The sequence below is a fragment of the Bacteroides sp. An322 genome (assembly GCF_002161765.1).
GTDB lineage: Bacteria > Bacteroidota > Bacteroidia > Bacteroidales > Bacteroidaceae > Phocaeicola > Phocaeicola merdavium.
This window is the reverse complement of sequence record NZ_NFIN01000006.1, coordinates 43,293-66,148: the sequence shown is the minus strand read 5'-3', so window position 1 is coordinate 66,148 and position 22,856 is coordinate 43,293. Positions and strand designations below refer to the sequence as shown.

Genomic DNA, 22,856 nt, shown 5'->3' with positions numbered 1-22,856 from the left:
TCAGTTAATTTTTAAATTCATTAAACTTTAATTTCTACTTCTACCCCACTCGGCAATTCCAATTTCATCAAAGCGTCTACTGTCTTTGCAGTCGAGCTATAGATGTCAATCAGTCTCTTGTAAGAAGACAATTCGAACTGTTCACGCGACTTCTTGTTAACGAAAGTCGAACGGTTCACTGTAAAAATACGCTTGTGAGTAGGCAATGGAATCGGACCGCTTACAATAGCGCCGGTTGCCTTCACTGTCTTTACGATCTTCTCAGCTGACTTATCTACCAAGTTGTGGTCGTAAGATTTCAATTTAATTCTAATTTTCTGACTCATTTTATTTACCTTATTAATTATACATGCGAATGAAGCATGAGGGTTAAGAGTCATTCGCTAACCCTCATCAGCTTCAAACGATTCTTTTATTATACCAAGTCTGTACGACCTTTTACTTCTTCCAACACAGCCTTAGCAATAGAAGAAGATACCTGTGCATGGTGATCGTAAGTCATTGACGAAGTAGCACGGCCTGAAGTAATCGTACGCAAAGCAGTTACATAGCCGAACATTTCTGCCAGCGGAACCATTGCCTTCACGATACGGGCACCCGAACGGCTTGTTTCCATGCCTTCTACCTGGCCACGGCGCTTGTTCAAGTCACCGATTACATCACCCATGTTTTCTTCCGGAGTAACTACTTCCAGCTTCATAATCGGCTCCATCAAAACCGGACCTGCCTTCACACAAGCATTCTTATATGCTTGGATTGCACAGATTTCAAATGACAACTGGTCAGAGTCTACCGGGTGGAACGAACCATCTTTCAACACAACCTTCAACGAATCAAGCGGGAATCCTGCCAACACGCCATTCTTCATAGCGGTTTGGAAACCTTTCTGTACAGAAGGGATAAATTCCTTAGGCACATTACCACCTTTCACCTCATCGATGAACTGCAACCCGCCTTGCTTCCAATCTTCGTCAACCGGACCTACAGCAACGATGATGTCAGCGAACTTACCACGACCACCTGACTGTTTCTTGTACACTTCACGCAATTCAACGGTCTTCGTGATAGCTTCCTTGTAGTTAACCTGCGGACGACCTTGGTTACATTCTACCTTAAATTCACGTTTCAGACGGTCGATGATGATATCCAAGTGAAGCTCACCCATACCAGAGATAATCGTCTGACCGGTTTGCTCGTCTGTACGTACAGTGAATGTCGGGTCTTCTTCAGCCAACTTAGCCAAACCGTTAGACAGCTTGTCCAAGTCTTTCTGAGTCTTCGGCTCTACCGCGATACCGATAACCGGTTCGGGGAAGTCCATAGATTCCAATACGATAGGAGCGGTTTCATCGCACAATGTATCACCGGTGCGGATATCTTTGAATCCTACACCTGCGCCGATATCACCTGCACTGATTACCTCTACAGGGTTCTGCTTGTTAGAGTGCATCTGGAACAAACGAGACACACGTTCTTTCTTGCCCGAACGAGAGTTGTAGATGTAAGAACCTGCCTCAACCTTACCTGAGTAAACGCGGAAGAAAGTCAGACGACCTACATACGGGTCGGTAGCAATCTTAAATGCCAAAGCAGCTGTTTTTTCATCTTCGCTCGGCTTACGGTCTTCTTCAGCTCCGGTATTCGGGTTTGTTCCGATAATGTTCGGAGTATCCAGCGGAGAAGGCAAGAAAGCGCAGACATAATCCAACAACGTCTGCACACCTTTGTTCTTGAATGAAGAACCGCACAACATCGGCACGATTTCCATCTTCAATGTTCCGGCACGCAACGCACGCAGGATTTCTTCTTCGGTAATCGTAGAAGGATCTTCGAAGTATTTTTCCATCAATGCCTCATCGAATTCAGCTACTTTTTCCAGCATCTTATCACGCCATTCGTTAGCTTCATCAACCAAGTTTGCAGGAATTTCTTCTACAGAATAGTCAGCACCCATGGTTTCATCGTGCCAATAAATAGCCTTCATCTTAATCAAGTCAACCAATCCCTTGAAGTTTTCTTCGGCACCGATAGGAATAACCACCGGACACGGATTAGCACCCAATACATCTTTCATCTGGCGGACAACTTCGAAGAAGTCAGCACCCGAACGGTCCATTTTATTTACGTAACCGATACGAGGCACGCTGTATTTGTCAGCCTGACGCCATACGGTTTCCGACTGAGGTTCAACACCACCTACAGCACAATATGTAGCTACAGCACCGTCCAACACACGCAACGAACGTTCTACCTCAGCGGTAAAGTCCACGTGTCCCGGAGTATCAATCAAGTTGATTTTGTACTTGTTGCCGGCATAATTCCAATAAGTGGTAGTAGCAGCAGAGGTAATAGTGATACCACGTTCCTGCTCTTGTTCCATCCAGTCCATCGTAGCAGCGCCGTCATGAACTTCACCAATCTTGTGAGTCAAACCAGTATAGAACAGAATACGTTCCGAAGTAGTGGTTTTACCCGCATCGATGTGAGCCATGATACCGATGTTACGGGTCAAATGCAAATCATGTTTAGCCATTTTAAATCCTTCTTAATTAGTTATATACTTGAATTAGAATCTGAAGTGAGCGAATGCACGGTTAGCTTCAGCCATACGGTGCATATCTTCTTTACGTTTGAAAGCACCGCCTTGTTCGTTGTACGCATCCAAAATTTCAGCAGCCAATTTATCAGCCATCGACTTTCCGCCACGTTTACGTGCGAAAGCAATCAGGTTTTTCATTGAAATTGACTCTTTACGTTCCGGACGGATTTCAGTCGGAACCTGGAAAGTAGCTCCACCGATACGGCGAGATTTCACTTCCAACTGAGGAGTTACATTATCCAATGCTTTTTTCCACACTTCCAAAGCTGATTTTTCTTCGCCCGGAAGCTTCGCTCCTACCAAGTTCATTGCCTTGTAGAAGATTTCGTAAGAAGTATTCTTCTTACCGTCGTACATCAAGTGGTTTACGAATTTAGACACCTTCTGGTCGTTGTACACCGGATCCGGAAGGATGACACGTTTTTTAGGTTTTGCTTTTCTCATTTTGTTTGATAATAATGTTCAGTTTGGGGCTGTACCTTTTTCGTCTTCTTCAACGTCTCCTCCAAGACATTTACTCAACCTTAAAGCCTTTCCTGCAAACCAAAACGAATGAATAAATTAAATTAGTTACGCTCGGCAGACGGATTATTTCTTACCTTTTGCCGGAGCAGCTTGTCCCGGTTTCGGGCGCTTAGCACCGTATTTAGAACGTCTTTGAGTACGTCCGGCAACACCGGCAGTATCCAAGGTTCCACGAACGATATGGTAACGTACACCCGGAAGGTCTTTTACACGACCGCCACGTACCAATACGATAGAGTGTTCTTGCAAGTTGTGGCCTTCTCCCGGAATGTAAGAGTTCACTTCCTTAGAGTTTGTCAGACGCACACGAGCAACTTTACGCATTGCAGAATTCGGTTTCTTCGGAGTTGTAGTGTAAACACGCACGCAAACGCCACGTCTTTGAGGACATGAATCCAATGCAGGCGATTTACTCTTCTCAACCAAAACCTTTCTTCCTTTTCTTACTAACTGTTGAATAGTAGGCATTTTGTTTGATTTTTAATTATTTATATTATTGTATTTATTGTTTTCTTCATTCGTAGCCGAAACTATACATTTCGGGCTGCAAAATTACAAATAACTTTTTAATGCACAAACTGTTTTCGCATAAAATTCTGAGAATGATGAAATTTTCTTCTATCTTCTATCAAAATCTCTTCCCTATAGTCTCCCTTCTACGGTCTCCGTCCCAAAAACGTACGGTTTCCATACCAAGAACATACGTTCTCCGATGCAAAACCGTACGTTTTTGGGACGGAAACCGTAAAAGGATGCCAGCTAAAACAATAATAAGCAAGAATCAATCAACTAATTATCCACTATTTCCTATTCATTCTTTACTATGAACTGATTACATACGGCTCCGCTGCTCCTGCCCTGCTCCCGTACCTTTATACTTGCTCTTTGTGACGTTGAATTTGTAACGCAACGTAAGGCGGAAAGAGCGGCGGGCTTGCTGGTCAAGCATTGTTGTACGCTTGCTGTTATATTGGACAGCGCGTGCTTGGCTAGAGTTAAACAAATCCGTACCTTGCAATTGCAGGCTGAGCCGTTCATTCAAGAAAGTTTCATCCCTATTCCATAATATAATTGTTCAGATACAAAACCGCTCTTTAATACTTCCCTTTCTATAAACAAGGCTCTATCATATTGTTTTAAACCAGAATAGACATTTGCCAATTCCGCCTTTGTTGCACAACAAAAATGCCAACGCTTTAAACTGTCTGCCAAATCAATCGCACGCATATAAAACGCTATCGATTTACTAAAGTCCTTTTTAAGGCTATAGCATCTTGCCAACAAACGGGAAGAAGCCATCTCATAACGTTTATTCGAATCTTTTACCGCATAATCTAAAGCTTTTTGACAAGCTTCCAATGCATAATCCGTCAAATCACGATAAAGATAAAGATTCCCCAATCCCGACATTACTAAATACCCCAATTTATAATCATCCGTTTTCTTCATCTCCTCCGCAGCTTCCAAGTAAAAAGCCTGCGCTTCCTTTGCATTACACAAGCTATAATTTACAGTTCCCATATAAAGCGCAGCCATTGCCTTACGCCGCGCATCATCCGTAGGCTTATAATAATCGTATGCTATCCGAATCAACGAATCGGAAGGAACAGGCAATAATTGTTTGCATTCCGCTTGCGTCACTAACAGGCACCACAAGGCGTGCTGCTCTTTATCCGTAGGCTTCGGCATACGCTGCAAGATATGCAAGGCACTATCAGGATGCTCGAACATCACCGCTTCCGCCTGCTCCAATTCGGGCAAAGGAACTGCTTTCCGATGAGAACAGCCGAACAACAAGTTCAACACACAGGCAATCAACAAAAGACAAGTTACGGCATTCGGTTTCATTGAAGTACATATTTTCCGGTACAAAGATATAAATAATATGATTCCGAACACAACGAGCATTGCCGGATTACAAAAAATCCGTTATCTTTGCATACGTCACATCTCTAAAACACATCGACTTATGGACAGCAGAGAACTTAAAGACCGCTACGTCAACCCCTATACCGACTTCGGATTCAAGAAGCTATTCGGGACGGAAATGAACAAAGACCTACTTATCAGTTTCATCAACAGCCTGCTGAGCGGAAAGGAAGTGGTAAAAGACCTCACTTACCTTAACACCGAACACCTCGGCACAAGCGAAGCAGACCGAAAGGCAGTGTTCGATGTCTATTGCGAAAACGAGAACGGCGAAAAGATACTCGTCGAAATGCAACGCGGGGAACAGCAGTTCTTCAAAGACCGCAGCCTCTACTACGCCACCTTCCCTATCCGCGAGCAAGGGCAGAAAGGCGAATGGAATTACCGCCTGAAAGCCGTCTACGTCATCGGTATACTCAATTTCACTTTCGACGAGCAGAGCAATGACTACTATCACCACGAAGTGAAGCTCATAGACACCCGCACCAAGGAAGTGTTCTACGACAAGCTGACTTTTATCTATTTGGAAATGCCGAAGTTCAATAAGAAAGAAGAAGAACTAAACGACATGTTCGAGAAATGGCTCTTCGTGCTACGCAACCTGTCCCGCTTATTAGAACGCCCCAAAGCTTTGCAAGAACGGATATTCACCAAGCTGTTTGAAGCTGCAGAAGTTGCCAAATTTACCAAAGCAGAATACGACAGTTACGAAGAAAGCCTGAAAGTGTACCGAGACTGGATAAATACCATCGAGACAGCGAAGATTAAATCGAAGGAGGAAGGACGTGAGGAGGGACTCAAAGAAGGAGAGAAAATCGGAATCGAAAAAGGAGAAAAGAAGAAAGCGATGGAAATGGCACGAAGCCTGAAAGCTAAAGGAGTTGCCATTAACATAATTGCTGAATGCAGCGGCTTGTCTGAAGAAGAAATCAACAGCCTATAAACAAATAACGGATAACGGGACACCAACACCCCATTATCCGTTATTCACTATTCATTATTAACCAATTACATTCTGCTCCGCTGATCCTGACCTGCACCCGTACCTTTGTACTTGCTCTTTGCGACATTGAACTTATAACGCAGGGTAAGACGAATCAAACGACGAGGGTCTTGATCAATGGTCATCAACCGATTGCCGCTATAAAATGTGCCACACATACGGTTAGAAGAAAACACGTCTGTACCTTGCAGATGCAAGCTAAAACGCTCATTCCAAAACGATTTGCGAATACCGACATTGGCATACCAAGCTATATCGTTCAGATGATAAGTCTCGTTATCACCGGGCGTATCAAGCCCCAAGTCTACATCGAAACTAAAGCCAAGCGGCAGACGGAAATTATTACGCCACACGAAGTTGCCTATCGGATTATTAAAGTTGACCTGTCCGTGGGGCGTATCTACTTGATACCATTGCTGAAGAAACATCAGCGTAAGTTGGGGCGACCAGACACCGAAAGTAGGCGATAAAGTCAACGTAGCATATAACTTATCAGAATTATACTTATTGACATTGACTAACAACGATATGGTAGGATTCTCTTCCGAATAAGCATTGCAAGCCTGCACAATGGCATCTTTACCATGGATGTAGCGAACGTTGAAATAAATCCATCTGTACGAAGCATCCAGCGAAAGACGGTTTATGAGCGAAGGGCGAAGCAAAGGATTTCCGCTCTCGTAAGTATAACGATTGACATAAGTGACATTGCTGCGCAAATACCAGTAAGCAGGCCGGTAAATGCTGCTTGTATAACTGAGCGAAAGATCGGCCTTGCCCACAGGCATGGAAAGCGAGAAAGAGGGAAATACATTGTCGTACGTACGGCTTTGCTCATCGATGCGGATACCGTTTTCGTAGTAATCGGAAACCAAGTGTTCGTAACGCACACCTGCCCGGACCTGCAACGGACCGAAGCTCCGGGCATATTCAACAAAAGCCGAAACAGCATCTTCGCGGATATTGCTATGGTCATCGCTGAGGATGCCTTGCTCATTGACGTAATTATTAATGCGGTCAGTGTAAGTATATTCGCCCCCAAACGAAAGATTACCCTCCCATAATGGACGGCTCACCACCAACTTAGCGGCATAAAGAGTATTCTTGTCTTTGTTATAACTTGTGACACGCTGCTCTTGCGGAGCCTCCCCCGCCAAGGTGTACCGTTCAATCATATCCTGCAACATCTTCCTATACGACCAAAGTCCGTCGGCATTGAAGTCGATGTTCCAATCTCCAGCCTGCCCGTTATAGTAAGCATTCAACGAATGGCTAGTTCCGGGACGGTTCTGCCAGCCTGTACTGACGTTCTCTTCATAAAGTGCTGCGTCTTGCGTCACTTCGGCGTATGAATTAATATCCCACATATACCGAGGCATACGGTCAAACTCGTAACGTACGCCAGCCGAATGGTTCTCGTTAAACTGGTAGTTGAGTGAAAGCATAGCGGTCAAATCCTGATCATGCCCCCGAGTACGCAAATCGTTCGACTGCCTCCACACCTTATCAAGAAAAGTTTCGGTCACCAGCGTCTTGTCGTCCCCTCCGTGCGTATTCGATCCATACAGCATTCCGCTTAAGTTAAACTTGTTCTTGCTGTAATTAAAATTAAACTGATCGAGTACCATCCATCCGTACTTGTAATAAGTGGAAAAGCGGTTATCAAAACCAAAACCTTCGCCCTGTGCCTTCTTGGTATAGATGCGCACCACGGCTTTTACTGTAGCGTCATACCTTGCGCCCGGATTGCGGACTACCTCTACCCGCTTCACGTTATCCGATGAAAGCTGGTCTAATTCCGATGCGTTGCGCATCTTGCGCCCGTTGATGTAGATTTCAGCCGCACCGCTTCCGAACACGTTTACCGCTCCTTCATCAGCCGATACACCGGGAAGCTTGCTCAGCAAATCATTGCCCGTACCTGCTTTCTCCAAGATTGTGCCTTGTACATTCGTCACCTGTGCATCCCCTTTCAACTGCACCTTGGGCAAATCACCTTTCACTACTACCTCTCCCAACAACTGCGCATCGGGCAAAAGCTGAATCACCCCTATATCCGATTTCTCTACCTTATTATATAGAGTGGCATAACCGATGGAGGAAACCCGAAGCAACAGATTCGGTCTCTCGCTCCGCAAGGTGAAAGCACCCGATTCGTCACTTACCGTTCCCGTCACGAAAGCGGAATCGGGAAGGGATAACAACACTACATTGGCGTATGGCAAGGGCTGGCTCTTCTCGTCCACGACCTTACCCGTAATCGAGGTCTGTGCCTGCAAGGCAAATGTTGCCAGCAGGCAAATACAAAGAAAAGTAATTCGTCTGTTCATATTTGTATAGCATTAAAGTTTTTCATTGCATGAACGGCACAAAATTAGTGCATTTCTCCGACATAACCTTGCTATACATCTATACAAGAGGCAAATCACAAACAACTATTAATCAACAAAATAGACAAAATCAAAGAAAGGAAATCTATACAAAGGCATCAAAATCGTCCTATCCACTCATCCAACGTCTCGCCTTCGCCGAACACAAAGCCTTCGGTCTGAAGTAACCGCTTTTTAATGCGCGACTTTTGTTGGGAAACAGAAGAGGGAGCTACAGCCATAAGAATGGCTATCTGCGACACGGTAAAACGCAACTTTATCAGTATGCAATAGCGTATATAGACTTCCGACAATTGAGGGAAACGTTCATGCAAACGAACCGTAAAGTCCTTGTATACATCGTCTACAACCGCTTTCAGCTTTTCCCACTCCGAATCGTCCAAAAACTTAGGCTCTTTGCGCAGACGTTGCATCAGTTCCGTATCGTTAGTCAGAGCATGTCTCAACTCGTGCTCACGACCTTCTATATCCGATAGCCTGCCGGAAACTTCCTCGACATGCGCCTTTTCTTCTTCTAAATGAGTTTGCAAGGTATTGATGACTTCGTCCTTCTCGTGCAATTGCCGTTCACGGCGGCGTAAGCGGTCACGGTATGCCTTGCGTCCCCAAACGATAATCACCAACAAAACTACAGCCACGGATATGCCTATCAAGATGCTATTATTGCGCTCGCGGCTGACGCGGGCATGGGCTTCGGAGAATTGCTCATTGTCATACTTCTCCTTGACTTCCGCCACCTGGACAGACACCTGCTGCCGGGCAGCCGCAGGTTGGTAATGGAAGAGGGAGTCGGCCGCCCAAGCGGCAAGGTCGGGCAGCTTCTTCGCCTGATAGTATTGGAAGAGCATCTCATAGACGTGGTAGCGGATGTTGTTCTGACGGGCAGGCAAGGCAAGAGCCTGGTCGATGTAGACTTGCGCCGAGTCAGGGCGGTCAAGTTGGAGGAAGACAGTAATCAGAGAAAACAGCGTGGCTCCTTTTTGGTCGGGGAACGTGCGAAGCCCGAAGTCTTTCGTCTCTTGCAGCAGGGGCAGGGCCTCGTAGGGATGCTGGCGGTGCATGTAGAGTGTAGCGAGTTCGTATTTGGCCACCATCTCATTAAACTCATCCCCTGCCTCGTGCGCCAGTTCAATCGCTTTGCGATAATGGGCGACACCCTCCTGCCAATGGTCGTAGAGAGAATCGCCGGGCAAGGCAGCTATATACAGACGCCCCAAGTTGGCATGGCATGAGGACAACCGGGACGTATCGCCCAATTGTTCGGCAAGGCGCATGGCATTCCCGTAGGCTTCCGTCATCTCATGGCGCAGTTCGGTACGCAAAGTATATAATTCGCCCAACCTCATCCAGCACAGGAGCACTTGCGTAGAGTCGCCTCCTTGACGGGCCAAGCGGAGTGCCTTTTGGTACGCCAGCAGAGCATCGGCGGCATTGTCCCTCCGCTCCAAGCCCATACCATGCAGAAGGAGGGCGCGAACCCGCTCGCGGGGTGTGCCGTGCTTTTCCAAGTAATCGACAATGGGTGCCGTTACGGAGTCGGGCGCAGCTTGCTGGGTTTCGAAAGTGGTCAGCCATGCACGAACCAAACGGCGCACCACCCGTTCGTGCTCATCGGCATCGGGAGCGACCTTTTCGAGGGAGTCCAAGCGGGCGAAGTCTGTTTGCCCGTCCGTTGAGGTTGATGAAAGAATGTCGAGCAAAGCTTCGCGCCGGGCTTGTCCACCTCCACACGAAGCAGCCAGCACGCAGACAATCATCCCCAATAAGAGTACATAAAGTATATTTCGCATCAATTAATGAATCTATAATTAATTACCAATCCGGTGGCAAAAGTAATAAATTTTACTCTGTTCCTATCCCAACCATACGTAATTCATAATTCAATCTACTGAAATCCGATAAAACGTCAGATTCATTCCTAATTCAAACAAGCTTCATCCGGCAACGCAAAAGCCTGCTCCGTCCGATACATTCCAGTCCTCCTAAAATCCTAATAGGGTAGGACTGAAGTCCCAGCAGGGGTAGGACTGGAGTACTGACACGCCAAAACAGCAGTCCTACCCTATTAGGACTGAAGGCGAAAAAAGGCTGCAATAAATTGCCAACCAAAATAACCGCACAACATGAGCTTAATCACCGTCCCAAACAAGAAGCCGGCCAACGAGCCGAAGCCTGAGCGCAAAGCATCTTTCAGGTTCTTATCCCCAACCAATTCACCGAGAACTGCTCCGAAGAAAGGACCGAGAATGATTCCCCAAGGCGGGAAAAACAAACCAACCACCGTGCCGATAACACATCCCCAATTGCCCCACTTGGTACCTCCGGCATATTTCGTCCCCAACATCGGAATCACATAATCGAGCACTTGCACAAAGATGACCAATACCGCCCATACGACTAACTGCACAGGGGTAAATTGCAAACGGTCGGTGAAATGGAAAAGCAGCATGCCCACGTATGCAAGAGGCGGTCCGGGAAGTAAAGGAAGCACACAACCCAACATTGCAACTATCAGGCAAATGACACCTATAATAATAAGGAGTATATCCATAACCGTTCTATCGATTCAAAAAAGGGCGGACAACATAATAACTGAACAAACACCCTAATAAGACTCCGGCGCAATTAGCCGCAAAATCAAGCCAATCCCCGCTCCGGTTGGATGTACAAGTCGCTTGCAATATTTCAATCATCCCGCTCATCAAGACTGGAAGTGCAAAACCTATAAGCGTGACACGTTTCCAACGGATTTCCGGATTATGCCGCAAATATTCAAACCACAAGACGAGAGTCAAGCCCCCATACATGCAAAGATGAGCCAATTTGTCAATGTTCGGAATCTCCTCCATATCAGTTTTGGGCGGGGTGAAAAAAGACAAATAGCAAATAATGGCAATGACAAGAATGGATAACGGATAATGTTTCATATTTAATTTGTTCAAATTTTAGGCAAAAATACAAACTTTTTCGTACATTTGCCGAATCCAAGTTTTAAAATGTAAACAGAAAGGACAATTTTATGCAAAATAGTGAGCGCATCAGTTTCGCGAGCAAGATAGGCGCAATCCTTGCAGCGGCAGGTTCGGCGGTAGGTTTGGGCAATGTATGGCGTTTCCCATACGAGACGGGAAATCATGGAGGAGCAGCATTCATCCTTATTTATTTAGGGTGTGTATTTCTCTTCGGATTACCGATTATGATTGCCGAATTTACCATCGGGCGCAGAGCCAAAGCCAGTACAGGAGAGGCTTTTAAGGTATTAGTCCCTAAAGGCGGTTGGAAATACGTGGGCTATTTGGGCGTGCTTACGGGCTTCCTCATCTTAGGCTATTATTCGGTGGTTTCGGGTTGGACTTTGGAATATATCTTCCAGTCGGCTACGGGAAACCTGCTCGGAAAGTCTGCCGATGATTTCGTGACCCAGTTCCAGGACTTTTCTCAAAATCCCTGGCGCCCGCTCATTTGGCTATTGGCATTTGTTGGAATGACGCATTTCATTATCGTAAAAGGTGTACAAAGAGGCATCGAACAGGCTTCGAAAATCATGATGCCAATGCTTTTCATCATCATCGTGTTGCTTGCGGTATGTGCCGTGATGCTTCCCGGAGCAATGAAAGGATTGGAGTTCTTGCTCAAGCCCGACTTCAGCAAAATTACATCAGACGCCGTTTTGGGTGCTATGGGACAAGCGTTCTTCTCGCTGAGTTTGGGAATGGGATGCCTGTCTACCTACGCTTCCTACTTCAGCCGTGATACCCGGCTGGGGCATACCGCCGTAAGTGTATGCGTTATAGGAACTTGCATTTCGGTGCTTTCGGGATTCATCATCTTCCCGGCGGCGTTTTCGGTAGGCATCCAGCCCGATGCGGGACCTTCGCTCATTTTCATCACACTCCCCAATGTATTCCAGCAAGCATTCGGCTCGATGCCGGTATTTGCCTGCATCAGTGCAGTGCTTTTCTATGTTTTATTGGCTATGGCGGCACTCACCTCTACCATTTCCCTGCATGAAGTGCCTACCGCCTTCCTGCATGAGAAGTTTGGCTTTACACGGACTCGTGCGGCATGGATTGTGACAATAGGAAGTTTCTTGATAGGTGTGGTTTCTTCGTTAGCTTTAGGCGACTGGAGTCATGTAAAGATAGCGGGCATGAACTTGTTTGACGGACTTGATTTCCTAACCGCTAAAATCATGTTGCCTATCGGAGGCATGTTCGTATCGATTTTCGTTTCATGGAAGTTAGACCGTAAGACGGTGCGTGATGAAGTGACCAATTGGGGAACACTCCGTGCGCCTTACTATCCGTTGCTTATCTTCATCTTGCGCTACATCACTCCTATCGGCATTTTGCTTATATTCATCAACGAACTGGGCTGGTTAGGCTAAAGGCAAGATGTGGAAAGACTTCTTTTATTTCACGAAAGCGGAACGGAGAGCGATTTTAGTCCTTCTTATATTACTCGCGCTTTTATCAGGCGGAAGCATCTGGTTCCGTCTGAAGAAGCAAGACATGACGCCACTTTCGCTTTCAGAGAGCGAACGGATAGACTCGTTTCTTACAGGATTGGAAGAAAAGAAACGTTTCCCTAAGAAATCCTTTTCTTCTTATCACAAAGAACCAGCCGTTCCAGTCCGGCTTCGCCCTTTCGACCCGAATACCGCCGATTCGAGTACCTTACGCACCTTAGGGCTTCCGGCTTTCATCGCACGAAACGTCGTAAAATACCGCGAAAAGGGAGGCATATTCCATACACCCGAAGACTTTTCCCGCATGTACGGACTAAGTCCTGCCCAATTCGAAACATTAAAGCCTTATATAATTATAGGAGAAAACTTCTTAAAGCCGGAACGGGATACGATGCGGCACACCGTTTTCGTCCGCGACACCTTGCCTTATCTACCCAAATATCCGGAAGGAACCGTCATCGACCTGAACCGGGCAGATACAGCTTCCTTAAAACGTGTGCCCGGCATTGGAAGCGGACTGGCACGTAGGATTGTGGCATACCGGAACCGTCTAGGCGGATTTTATTCGGTATCCCAATTGCAAGAGATTCCGCATCTCGATGCAAAAGTGAATCAATGGTTCAAGGTGGAACAGGCAGAACTACGCAAGCTGGAAATAAACCGTGCAAGCCTAGACCGCCTGCGCTCGCATCCGTATATGGATTTTTATAAAGCCAAAGCCATCATCGAGTACCGCCGGAAAAGGGGAAAATTAAAAAGCCTCTCCCAGTTATCCCTGTTCGAGGCTTTTTCAGAAGAGGATATAAAGAAAATTACACCCTACTTATCGTTTGAATAAATTCTTATTTATATCCGCCTGCTTGAGCGATGCGTACGGGGATTTCGATGTTGTCCATACGTCCTTGGAAAAGTTCGGCTCCGGCTCCGATAGCAAATACCGGAACATAACCTGCCGAATGGCCTCCGCTAACCCACCCCACTAAAGCAATCTCGTTTATGATACGCTTGGCTTCGGATGCCAAAGGCTCGTCTTGCGCATACTCGCTCTTTTCCAACTTTACCTGTGCTCCGGTAAACGTACGGTCGTATACCTCACGCAATCTCTTTTCTTGTTCCGAAGTCAGCTTCACTTTATCCCAAAATCCGAAATTGGTACGCAAAGCCTGTTCTACTTGCTCCCACGACACTTTATTTCCTGTTTCTGTCCGAAGTTGGTTCAAGATGCGTGTCAAGCCGCTCTCGCTTACTTTCTGATTTTGCAAAACCTGCAAATTGAGTGCATATTCACCTGTTCCCAATACCAATCCTCCGGTCTCATGGTCGGCGGTAATAACAATAAGCGTCTCATCCGGATGCTGGGTATAGAATGCATAAGCTTCTTTTATAGCATTATTCAGGTCTTCCACTTCACGAAAAGCCGTAGCGGCATCATTGCTATGGCATGCCCAATCAATCTTTCCTCCTTCTATCATTAAGAAGAAACCTTTGCTCAAGTCTTTCGACATGAACTGGATAGCCGAGCGGGTAATATCGGTCAATGTCAAATCCCCTTCTTTCCGGTCAATGGCATACGGAATGGAATTGCGGTCTATCTTCGAAGCCGCTTCCGTTTGGAAAAGAATCAACTTTTCTGCATCGTTTTTTTTAGTTTGGAAATCAGCTATCCCACGTGCAATTGTATAGCCATTCTTCCCAGCCATAGCATACAAGCTCTCAGAAGTCCCTTTCTTATCAGGGTCTAAGAAATCAGAGCCGGCATAGAAATCAAAGCCAGCCGTATACAAATCCTTCCCTATCTCGTAATAGTTACTCCGGTTAGGATTATGTGCATAGAATGCAGCAGGAGTAGCATGGTCTACGCTCACACTCGTTGCAATACCGACCCGACATCCTTTCGCTTTAGCCCAACTCGCCACACTCGATACCGATGTTTGTTGGTCTTTCTCCATACCGATAGTGCCATTCTTGGTTTTCTTACCTGTAGCAAGAGCCGTGCCTCCGGCGGCAGAATCCGTCACACCGGCTGTAGCCGAATAAGTGGCACAGGTGGTAGCAGAGGGAAATTGGGCAAACTCCAAAGGTTTTAATCCGATTCGCCCTTCCAATTCACCACGGAAAAGCTCGGTACCTTGTACTTGGTTGACTCCCATACCGTCACCAATGAAAAAGAACACGTATTTTGCCTGTTGGGCATAAGCAAACGAAACCAACAGGACTAAAAAAAGAGATAATGAAATTTTTCTCATAATTATACTATTAAAAAACAATCAAACAAATACCGTCTGCAAAGATAAAGAAAAGAAAATGCCAAAGAAGAAACAAAAGGAAAAACTGAATCCTCAAACGCTTTTTTACCCCAAACCCAACAGATTTAGTAACACGAATGTAGCATAAGTAGGACAAAAGCCGTACCTTTGCCGAAAACTTATAAACTTAAGAACTCACGAAAATATGAAAGCACTGAAGGAACGTATTTTGCGGGACGGGAAATGTTTCGAAGGAGGTATTTTGAAAGTAGATAATTTCATCAATCATCAAATGGACCCTATCCTGATGAAATCAATGGCGGTTGAATTTGTCCGCCGGTTTGCCAGCACCGATATTAATAAAGTAATGACCATTGAAGCAAGCGGCATTGCTCCGGCAATTATGGTGGGTTACTTATTGGAACTTCCCGTAGTCTTCGCTAAGAAAAAGAAGCCCAGCACCATGGAGAACATGCTGGTCACTTCGGTATATTCATTTACGAAAGACCGTTCGTATGATGTCTGTGTAAGCAGCGATTACCTTTGCAAAGGCGATAAAGTATTGTTTATTGATGATTTCCTGGCAAATGGGAATGCCGCAAAGGGAGTTATCGACTTGGTCAGACAAGCGGGAGCCGAATTGGTTGGAATGGGCTTCCTGATAGAAAAAGCCTTCCAACACGGAGGCGATTACTTACGCGAGCAAGGCATCCATGTAGAATCGTTGGCTATCATCGAAAGTCTAGAGAATTGTGAAATCAAAATCAAAGAATAAGACAATGGCAACCGAACAAGTTTCCCCCACCCAAGACACAGGCCTGATTTACGGATTAAACGACCGACCGCCTCTACGGGATACGCTTTTTGCAGCCCTCCAGCATTTACTGGCTATTTTTGTGGCTATCATTACTCCACCGCTTATCATTGCCGGAGCATTAAAACTGGATTTGGAAACTACCGGGTATTTAGTCTCAATGGCATTGTTCGCATCGGGCATTTCCACCTTTATCCAATGCCGCCGCGTAGGATTTATCGGATGCGGCCTGCTTTGCATCCAAGGGACAAGTTTCTCGTTTATCGGCCCTATCATATCGGCAGGGCTGACAGGGGGATTATCGGCTATCTTCGGTGCCTGTATGGTGGCGTCTTCAGTAGAAATGTTCATCAGCCGCCTGTTAAAATACACCCGCCGGATTATCACGCCATTGGTATCCGGCATTGTGGTGACACTCATCGGTATGAGTCTGATTAAAGTAGGCATTACCGCCTGCGGCGGAGGGGCTACAGCACAAGCAGACGGAACATTCGGAGCATTGCAGCATGTAGGATTAGCTGGGCTGGTACTGGTATTAATCATCTTTTTCAACCGAAGTTCAAACCGCTACCTACGCATGAGCTCCATTGTTATCGGATTGGCTATCGGATACATTACCGCCTATTTTTTAGGCAAGGTTGACTTTTCCTCTATCCAAAGTTATGGAGGCATAAATGCCCCCATTCCTTTCCGCTACGGATTGTCGTTCCCTGTTTCGTCTATCATCGCCTTAGCCCTTATTTATCTGATTACGGCAATCGAAGCATACGGAGACATTACTGCCAATTCGCTTATTTCCGGCGAACCGGTAGAGGGTGAAAAATTTGTCCGGCGTGCCGCTGGAGGCATCTTCGCCGATGGATTTAATTCCATGATAGCCGCCTGTCTCAATTCATTCCCCAATTCCATCTTTGCCCAAAATAACGGAATGATTCAATTGACCGGTGTAGCCAGCCGTTACGTAGGCTATTTCATTGCCGGGATGTTGATTCTGCTAGGATTATTCCCTGCAGTAGGATTGGTCTTCTCGCTAATGCCCGAACCGGTTTTGGGCGGAGCTACGCTTTTAATGTTCGGCACAGTGGCTGCTGCAGGTATCCGAATCATATCAGCGCAACACATTGACCGGAAGGCAACCCTCATCATCGCTTTAAGTTTCTCGTTTGGCTTAAGCGTTGAATTGGTTCCCGATATTCTTTGCCAACTTCCCGATACACTACGCAACATTTTCTCATCGGGTATTACGACAGGAGGCATTACGGCGATACTTGCCAACCTGCTCATACACATTAAAAAATAACCATTAGCATACTCCACCCTCCTCCTACGGTCAAAAAGCGAAAGATTTAATACCCTCTTTCGCTTTCCTCAATCATTTGGCGGATATGCTGGTTAAACTCGGTTAAGCTCATCAATTCCTCAAGAGTGATGTGCATACGCCAACGCCAATAGTGGCGGGGATTGGCAGGAACATTAATCCGTTCGGCATCGATATTCGGATTGCGGATTGCCTCATTCATCGAAGTCCAGTCTTGCCACGTCAGAATGCAGAGCATGGACGGGCATTGCAAATGGCGCCGGATAACTTCTTCGCAAAGCCAACCCGGTGCATCTTCAGGCGCTTTTCCCCAATAATGCAATTCGTTATGATAGAAACGTTCGGTCTGTTCCGCATCTTCTTTCCACCAACCCCTAAGGGTAGTCATATCGTGTGTGCCGATGGTGCATACCGAAAGATACGGATATTCTTCCAGCTTCCCGAACTCAAGCCCAGCTTTCTTGGGCATCCGTTGGATTTCGAGCGAGAGGATTTGGAGTTGGTCCATTACCCAAGGCACACAGTTCGGGACCATGCCCAAATCTTCTCCACAAACCAACATCGGTGTAGCTTGTAGCAGGACAGGCATTTTCTTCATGGCTTCGTGATACCAGAATTCGTTATGCCGTTCATAATAATAATGATTATACAAGCGGTTGAACGCTTCTTGTTCTTTTACAGAGAGTTGCTGGAAAACGGCTTCATTCTGCACTCCGATACGCGGGTGGTACATTTCGGGATTATCCCGGTCGGCAATAAACAACACATTGCTAATGAGCGAATAGAGTTTTTCGCAGATTTCCTTGCTTTCTTCGTCTTCTTTCTCCGCAAAATAAGCCTGCACTTTCCGTTGGGTATTGAATTCGGGACGCAAGGCATAAAGTCCGTTCCGCATACGGCGCAAGAAAGTGCGGCGAATCTCGTGAGCATGCGTGCCGAACATCGAGTCCAGAAGGTCATCGCTGATATAGGGGCGCGTCATCATTTCCTTGTCAAAGGCAAGCCCGAAGCTTTGGATTTCGTCTTTGTCCATGGGAAGCGAAGGAACGAATTGCCCCAACAATCCGTGTACGGAATGGTAAGGGATTTCCCATATACGGAAAAAGCCAAGGATGTGGTCGATGCGGTATGCGGTGAAATATTCAGCCATCTTCTGGAAGCGGCGTTTCCACCATTGATACCCGTCTTTCTCCATAACCTGCCAGTTGTAAGTAGGCAAGCCCCAGTTTTGCCCGTTCGTTGAAAAAGCGTCAGGGGGTGCTCCTGCCTGCCCGTTCATGTTGAAGTAATAAGGTTCTACCCATGCCTCCACGCTATTACGGCTGATGCCTATGGGGATATCTCCTTTGACAATAACCCCTTTCTCTCGTCCGTATGTGCAGGCATCAGACAACTGAACATGAAGCTCGTATTGCAGGAAGTAATAAAAAGCCATAGCGGGATAGAACGGGCTTTCAGGCATAGCCATTTGTTTGACCTGACTGGCATGATAAACGCTATCTTTCCCCCATTGCCTGAAATCGGCAGTCCCGTAATGGTCTCTCAGGCACGAAAATGCCGCATAGGGAATCAACCACTCTTCGTTTTGAGCGAAAAAGGCTTTATATTCAGGTTCTTCTAAAATCCGTTCCCCTTCTTGCTTAAAAACAGATTGAAGGTATTTCCGTTTCAATTTATTTACTTGCTCATAATCCATTAAAGACAAGCTGTTAAGAATTTTACGCTGCTTTTCGAATTCCTTCATCTCTGCTTCATCCTTCAATGCCGGAAGCTGGCGCAAGTCGATATACATGGGGTGAAAAGCATAAATCGAAATGCTGTTATAGGGATAAGAGTCCATCCAAGTACCCGTCATGACCGTGTCGTTGATAGGAAGAATCTGTACAGCATGTTGTCCGGTCTTTTCTGCCCACGAGATAAAGGTTTTCAAGTCACCGAAATCTCCCGTTCCGCAACTGCCTTTTGAGCGGAGCGAAAATACCGGGATTGCAGTTCCAGCTATGCGGTGCGCAGGTCGATTGAAGAACACTTCGGTTTCGGCAGGCAAATACGTTTCCCCTCGCTGGAGAGGCTGTATCTGGAACAAGCGGTTCGGACGGGTTTCCCATTCCTCTACTGCTCCCGTCTTTTCGTTGATAGCTACGAATTTATATTCGAAAGGCGATTTCAAGGTCGATGCATCAAGCGTCAGTTGCCATACATTAGGCGACACCTCGTTCATCCGAATCGGACGGCAATATTCCCAATTGCCCAAGGCGTTGCAACTTCCTATAATCCCCAGCACTCTTCCTTCTGCATGAAGGTTAGGGCATAAGGCACGGAAAGTGATACAACTCCCAATGCTGTTACTCAACCGATTGGGACGTCCCGCCGGGTGTGGTTCATTGAATGCGGAACTATACCGGTAGTTTTCGGCAGGAAGGTCTCGCCAGCAATCGTCGATAATGTACCGGTGTTGCTGGGCATTGCCTATATAAATCGTATGCGGAATGACACCCAATTCCTTTCTGATGCACACATCATCCCGGAAGACTCCGTAACGGTAAAAGATAGTATCCTTGTCTTCGGCAGGAGGATAATTACAGCTTCCCTCCCAATTGCTTCCGTCCCGGGTAGAAAGTGGAATGGCGCATGTCTCGTTGTCTTGCAAGATAATACGTATGTCTTCTCCCCAGACGGTATGGTACTGAATGCGGAATGTAAATTTCATATTCGCGTAAGGTTAAAAGTTTGTTAGTCTCAAAAGTAAGGAAATAAAATGAGAACACATACTTTTTGCGAAGAAAAATTTAGGAATATAACCTGTATGTAGAAATTAAAAGCTCCGGCATTCTTTTCGGATTACCGGAGCTTTCCTCGTTGTAAGACGCGAGTTTAGGATTTTTAATGAATAAATATTGAAGTTATAAAAAACCGCTTATGCGTCAATGTTCGCATAAGTAGCGTGTTTTTCAATAAATTCGCGGCGCGGAGCTACGTCATCGCCCATTAGCATGGAGAAGATGTAATCGGCTTCGGCTGCATTTTCAATGCTGACTTGTTTCAGGATACGGGTTTCAGGATTCATGGTGGTTTCCCACAATTGTTCCGGATTCATCTCCCCCAAACCTTTGTAACGCTGGGTGTGAATGCCGGCTTCGGTCCCGTCTCCATATTTCTGCATGAATGCCTGACGTTCTTCATCGGTATAGCAATATTCACTAACCTTTCCTTTCGAACATTTATACAAGGGCGGATTGGCGATATACAAGTGCCCGCCTTGGATGACTTCGGGCATATAGCGGTAAAACAATGTCATGATAAGGGTGTCGATGTGGGAACCATCGACATCGGCATCGGTCATGATAATCACCTTGTTATAGCGTAACTTATCGATGTTCGCCTTCTTGCTGTTTTCCGAATCGTCTACACCAAAGCGCACACCTAAGGCTTGGATGATGTTATTCACCTCGTCACTCTCGAAGGCTTTGTGCCACATGGCTTTCTCTACGTTGAGGATTTTACCTCTCAAAGGCAGGATCGCTTGGAACTGGCGACTTCTGCCTTGCTTGGCTGAACCGCCCGCAGAGTCTCCCTCGACCAAGAACAATTCGCATTCTTCGGGCGTACGGCTAGAACAATCGGCAAGTTTACCCGGAAGTCCGCCTCCGCCCATGGGGCTTTTACGTTGCACCGATTCGCGTGCCTTGCGAGCTGCAATACGTGCCGTAGCAGCCAATACGACTTTATCTACAATGAGTTTGGCTTCTTTGGGATGTTCTTCCAAATAATTGGTCAAGGCTTCGCCCACGGCTTGGTTAACCGCTCCGCTCACTTCGTTGTTTCCCAATTTAGTCTTGGTCTGCCCTTCGAATTGCGGTTCGGCTACCTTTACCGAGATAACAGCTATCAATCCTTCACGGAAGTCTTCGCCCGAAATCTCGACCTTGGCTTTTTCCAACGCCTTGCTGTCTTCGGCATATTTCTTCAGTACGCGGGTCAGTGCGGTGCGGAATCCGGCTTCGTGGGTACCGCCTTCGATGGTGTTGATGTTGTTGACATACGAATGCAGGTTTTCGCGGAATCCAGTGTTATACATGATAGCGCACTCAATGGGCACTCCTTGCTTTTCGGTATTGAGGTAAATCACATCGTCGATAAGCGGGGTATTGGTCGAGTTGAGGAAACGCACGAATTCTTTCACTCCTTCTTCCGAGTGGAATACTTCTTGCTTGTACGAGCCGTCTTCTTCTTTCTCACGCTTGTCGGTGAGGGTAATCGTGATGCCTTTGTTCAGGTATGCCAGTTCGCGCATACGTGCCTGAAGGATGTTATATTTATATTCGGTAACGGTGAATATCGAACTATCGGGCCAAAATGTCTGGCGTGTTCCGGTGATATCGGTCGTTCCGACTTCTTTTACCGGATAAAGTGGTTTTCCACATGCATATTCTTGCTGGTAAATTTTCCCGTTGCGGAATACATTGGTCACCATGCGTGTAGACAATGCATTCACACATGATACACCTACACCGTGCAAACCACCGGAAACTTTATACGAGCCTTTATCGAATTTACCTCCGGCATGAAGGACGGTCATAACCACTTCCAAGGCTGATTTCTTTTCTTTTTCGTGGAAATCTACCGGAATACCACGACCGTTGTCTTGAACGGTGATTGAATTGTCTTCGTTAATCGTTACTTCTATGTGGGTGCAATAACCGGCGAGGGCTTCATCGATAGAGTTATCCACCACTTCATATACCAAGTGATGCAACCCTTTTTCACTAATATCGCCGATATACATTGCGGGGCGCTTGCGTACGGCTTCCAGCCCTTCCAACACTTGGATGCTGCTTGCCGAATACGTGCTCCCGGCGTTCTGTGTCAATTCTTCGCTCATTTCTTTCTATGATAGTTTTAAACGCCCAAAGTTACAGATTTTCCGTGAGATTCCGCTTGTTTTGCGGCATAAAAATGCTGAAAAAACCAAACGCGGAGATGCAGAAGCGCAAAGAAAATATTTTTAGAGAAGAATAGGCACGGAGCCGATGTCACCCTCTGCGCTTTTGCGTCTCTGCATTTGATTATCCGTCATAAACGACAAAAGGCTGAATCGGAAAGATTCAACCTTGTTATCTTTTTCTGCACTTGATTACTTAAGCCAATTTAGCGATATGAGCAGCCAATTTAGACTTCAAGTTAGCAGCTTTGTTTTTGTGGATAATGTTGCGTTTTGCCAATTTATCCAAAATCTTTTGTACTTTAGGATACATTGCTACTGCTTCTGCCTTGTCAGTAGTCATACGAAGCTTCTTCACGGCGTTACGCATAGTTTTTGCATAATATCTGTTGTGAAGTCTTCTCTTCTCAGTTTGTCTAATTCTTTTAATAGATGATTTGTGATTTGCCATCTCGACTAATCTTTAAATATTGTTCGTGATTCTGTTTATTATGTAGCCCGTGGGAGAATCGAACTCCCCTTTCAAGAATGAAAATCTTGCGTCCTAACCGATAGACGAACGGGCCATCCTTGACGCTACGAGGACACATGTCTCTCGTTTGCGGATGCAAAGGTAGGAAGT

The 22,856-nt window shown here is 46.1% G+C and carries 19 protein-coding genes and 1 tRNA gene; 5 read left to right on the top strand and 15 right to left on the bottom strand.

Annotation, left to right across the window (positions count from 1 at the left end; translation table 11 throughout):
* Positions 1-20: 20 nt before the first annotated feature.
* The 6 genes from rpsJ to B5F91_RS04915 form a co-directional block, all read right to left on the bottom strand.
* Positions 21-326 carry a 30S ribosomal protein S10 gene (rpsJ, locus tag B5F91_RS04940; RefSeq protein ID WP_005941888.1) on the bottom strand — a complete coding sequence of 102 codons (306 nt, stop codon included), beginning with the start codon at positions 324-326 and terminating at the stop codon, positions 21-23.
* A gap of 89 nt (positions 327-415) precedes the next feature.
* Positions 416-2,533: an elongation factor G gene (fusA, locus tag B5F91_RS04935; RefSeq protein WP_087427994.1), complete on the bottom strand. Its 2,118-nt coding sequence runs from the start codon at positions 2,531-2,533 to the stop codon at positions 416-418.
* Positions 2,534-2,566: 33 nt separating this feature from the next.
* Positions 2,567-3,043: a 30S ribosomal protein S7 gene (gene rpsG / locus B5F91_RS04930; protein WP_087427993.1), complete on the bottom strand. Its 477-nt coding sequence runs from the start codon at positions 3,041-3,043 to the stop codon at positions 2,567-2,569.
* A 144-nt stretch (positions 3,044-3,187) separates the two neighbouring features.
* Complete coding sequence (rpsL, locus tag B5F91_RS04925; protein WP_087427992.1) at positions 3,188-3,592, bottom strand: 30S ribosomal protein S12; 405 nt, start codon at positions 3,590-3,592, stop codon at positions 3,188-3,190.
* 364 nt (positions 3,593-3,956) lie between these two features.
* Positions 3,957-4,166: a hypothetical protein gene (locus B5F91_RS04920; RefSeq protein ID WP_087427991.1), complete on the bottom strand. Its 210-nt coding sequence runs from the start codon at positions 4,164-4,166 to the stop codon at positions 3,957-3,959.
* Complete coding sequence (locus B5F91_RS04915) at positions 4,163-4,972, bottom strand: tetratricopeptide repeat protein (RefSeq protein WP_087427990.1); 810 nt, start codon at positions 4,970-4,972, stop codon at positions 4,163-4,165. The genes B5F91_RS04920 and B5F91_RS04915 overlap by 4 nt, the downstream gene beginning before the upstream one ends.
* 121 nt (positions 4,973-5,093) lie before the next feature.
* Between B5F91_RS04915 and B5F91_RS04910 the strand changes: the two genes are divergently transcribed.
* The gene (locus B5F91_RS04910) at positions 5,094-5,996 is read left to right on the top strand and encodes an Rpn family recombination-promoting nuclease/putative transposase (RefSeq protein ID WP_087427989.1); all 903 of its coding nucleotides are present in this window, start codon (positions 5,094-5,096) and stop codon (positions 5,994-5,996) included.
* Positions 5,997-6,061: 65 nt separating this feature from the next.
* On the opposite strand, the gene B5F91_RS04905 is transcribed toward B5F91_RS04910, so the two are convergent.
* The 4 genes from B5F91_RS04905 to B5F91_RS04890 all read right to left on the bottom strand — a co-directional run bounded on the left by B5F91_RS04905 (position 6,062) and on the right by B5F91_RS04890 (position 11,373).
* Entirely contained in the window at positions 6,062-8,386 is a 2,325-nt protein-coding gene (locus B5F91_RS04905) for an outer membrane beta-barrel protein (RefSeq protein ID WP_087427988.1), read from the bottom strand.
* A gap of 158 nt (positions 8,387-8,544) precedes the next feature.
* Positions 8,545-10,236, bottom strand: coding sequence for a hypothetical protein (locus B5F91_RS15360; RefSeq protein WP_239416245.1), 1,692 nt, complete (start codon positions 10,234-10,236; stop codon positions 8,545-8,547).
* A 275-nt stretch (positions 10,237-10,511) separates the two neighbouring features.
* Positions 10,512-10,997: a DUF456 domain-containing protein gene (locus B5F91_RS04895; protein ID WP_087427987.1), complete on the bottom strand. Its 486-nt coding sequence runs from the start codon at positions 10,995-10,997 to the stop codon at positions 10,512-10,514.
* A gap of 7 nt (positions 10,998-11,004) precedes the next feature.
* Positions 11,005-11,373 carry a VanZ family protein gene (locus B5F91_RS04890; RefSeq protein ID WP_162611694.1) on the bottom strand — a complete coding sequence of 123 codons (369 nt, stop codon included), beginning with the start codon at positions 11,371-11,373 and terminating at the stop codon, positions 11,005-11,007.
* 92 nt (positions 11,374-11,465) lie between these two features.
* Between B5F91_RS04890 and B5F91_RS04885 the strand changes: the two genes are divergently transcribed.
* Positions 11,466-12,833: a sodium-dependent transporter gene (locus B5F91_RS04885; RefSeq protein WP_087427985.1), complete on the top strand. Its 1,368-nt coding sequence runs from the start codon at positions 11,466-11,468 to the stop codon at positions 12,831-12,833.
* A gap of 7 nt (positions 12,834-12,840) precedes the next feature.
* Entirely contained in the window at positions 12,841-13,752 is a 912-nt protein-coding gene (locus tag B5F91_RS04880) for a helix-hairpin-helix domain-containing protein (protein WP_087427984.1), read from the top strand.
* 4 nt (positions 13,753-13,756) lie between these two features.
* On the opposite strand, the gene B5F91_RS04875 is transcribed toward B5F91_RS04880, so the two are convergent.
* Positions 13,757-15,160: an alkaline phosphatase gene (locus tag B5F91_RS04875; protein WP_087427983.1), complete on the bottom strand. Its 1,404-nt coding sequence runs from the start codon at positions 15,158-15,160 to the stop codon at positions 13,757-13,759.
* A gap of 205 nt (positions 15,161-15,365) precedes the next feature.
* Between B5F91_RS04875 and xpt the strand changes: the two genes are divergently transcribed.
* On the top strand, positions 15,366-15,935 hold the full coding sequence (gene xpt / locus B5F91_RS04870; RefSeq protein ID WP_087427982.1) for a xanthine phosphoribosyltransferase: 570 nt from the start codon (positions 15,366-15,368) through the stop codon (positions 15,933-15,935).
* Between the two features lie 4 nt (positions 15,936-15,939).
* Entirely contained in the window at positions 15,940-17,274 is a 1,335-nt protein-coding gene (locus B5F91_RS04865) for a nucleobase:cation symporter-2 family protein (protein WP_087427981.1), read from the top strand.
* Positions 17,275-17,320: 46 nt separating this feature from the next.
* Here the strand turns inward: B5F91_RS04865 and B5F91_RS04860 are convergent, their stop codons facing one another.
* The 4 genes from B5F91_RS04860 to B5F91_RS04845 all read right to left on the bottom strand — a co-directional run bounded on the left by B5F91_RS04860 (position 17,321) and on the right by B5F91_RS04845 (position 22,800).
* Entirely contained in the window at positions 17,321-20,002 is a 2,682-nt protein-coding gene (locus B5F91_RS04860) for a 4-alpha-glucanotransferase (RefSeq protein ID WP_087427980.1), read from the bottom strand.
* Between the two features lie 207 nt (positions 20,003-20,209).
* A complete protein-coding gene (gyrB, locus tag B5F91_RS04855; RefSeq protein ID WP_087427979.1) occupies positions 20,210-22,174 on the bottom strand; it encodes a DNA topoisomerase (ATP-hydrolyzing) subunit B in 1,965 nt (654 codons plus the stop codon).
* A gap of 256 nt (positions 22,175-22,430) precedes the next feature.
* Positions 22,431-22,685, bottom strand: a complete 255-nt coding sequence (rpsT, locus tag B5F91_RS04850) for a 30S ribosomal protein S20 (protein ID WP_087427978.1) — start codon at positions 22,683-22,685, stop codon at positions 22,431-22,433.
* A gap of 43 nt (positions 22,686-22,728) precedes the next feature.
* Positions 22,729-22,800, bottom strand: a tRNA-Glu gene (locus tag B5F91_RS04845).
* Positions 22,801-22,856 lie beyond the last annotated feature (56 nt).

Excerpts from the sequence above, each read along its gene's own strand:
- rpsJ (WP_005941888.1), bottom strand. The coding sequence starts at position 326 with ATGAGTCAGAAAATTAGAATTAAATTGAAATCTTACGACCACAACTTG.
- fusA (WP_087427994.1), bottom strand. The coding sequence starts at position 2,533 with ATGGCTAAACATGATTTGCATTTGACCCGTAACATCGGTATCATGGCT.
- rpsG (WP_087427993.1), bottom strand. The coding sequence starts at position 3,043 with ATGAGAAAAGCAAAACCTAAAAAACGTGTCATCCTTCCGGATCCGGTG.
- rpsL (WP_087427992.1), bottom strand. The coding sequence starts at position 3,592 with ATGCCTACTATTCAACAGTTAGTAAGAAAAGGAAGAAAGGTTTTGGTT.
- B5F91_RS04915 (WP_087427990.1), bottom strand. The coding sequence starts at position 4,972 with ATGAAACCGAATGCCGTAACTTGTCTTTTGTTGATTGCCTGTGTGTTG.
- B5F91_RS04910 (WP_087427989.1), top strand. The coding sequence starts at position 5,094 with ATGGACAGCAGAGAACTTAAAGACCGCTACGTCAACCCCTATACCGAC.
- B5F91_RS04905 (WP_087427988.1), bottom strand. The coding sequence starts at position 8,386 with ATGAACAGACGAATTACTTTTCTTTGTATTTGCCTGCTGGCAACATTT.
- B5F91_RS15360 (WP_239416245.1), bottom strand. The coding sequence starts at position 10,236 with ATGCGAAATATACTTTATGTACTCTTATTGGGGATGATTGTCTGCGTG.
- B5F91_RS04895 (WP_087427987.1), bottom strand. The coding sequence starts at position 10,997 with ATGGATATACTCCTTATTATTATAGGTGTCATTTGCCTGATAGTTGCA.
- B5F91_RS04890 (WP_162611694.1), bottom strand. The coding sequence starts at position 11,373 with ATGAAACATTATCCGTTATCCATTCTTGTCATTGCCATTATTTGCTAT.
- B5F91_RS04885 (WP_087427985.1), top strand. The coding sequence starts at position 11,466 with ATGCAAAATAGTGAGCGCATCAGTTTCGCGAGCAAGATAGGCGCAATC.
- B5F91_RS04880 (WP_087427984.1), top strand. The coding sequence starts at position 12,841 with ATGTGGAAAGACTTCTTTTATTTCACGAAAGCGGAACGGAGAGCGATT.
- B5F91_RS04875 (WP_087427983.1), bottom strand. The coding sequence starts at position 15,160 with ATGAGAAAAATTTCATTATCTCTTTTTTTAGTCCTGTTGGTTTCGTTT.
- xpt (WP_087427982.1), top strand. The coding sequence starts at position 15,366 with ATGAAAGCACTGAAGGAACGTATTTTGCGGGACGGGAAATGTTTCGAA.
- B5F91_RS04865 (WP_087427981.1), top strand. The coding sequence starts at position 15,940 with ATGGCAACCGAACAAGTTTCCCCCACCCAAGACACAGGCCTGATTTAC.
- B5F91_RS04860 (WP_087427980.1), bottom strand. The coding sequence starts at position 20,002 with ATGAAATTTACATTCCGCATTCAGTACCATACCGTCTGGGGAGAAGAC.
- gyrB (WP_087427979.1), bottom strand. The coding sequence starts at position 22,174 with ATGAGCGAAGAATTGACACAGAACGCCGGGAGCACGTATTCGGCAAGC.
- rpsT (WP_087427978.1), bottom strand. The coding sequence starts at position 22,685 with ATGGCAAATCACAAATCATCTATTAAAAGAATTAGACAAACTGAGAAG.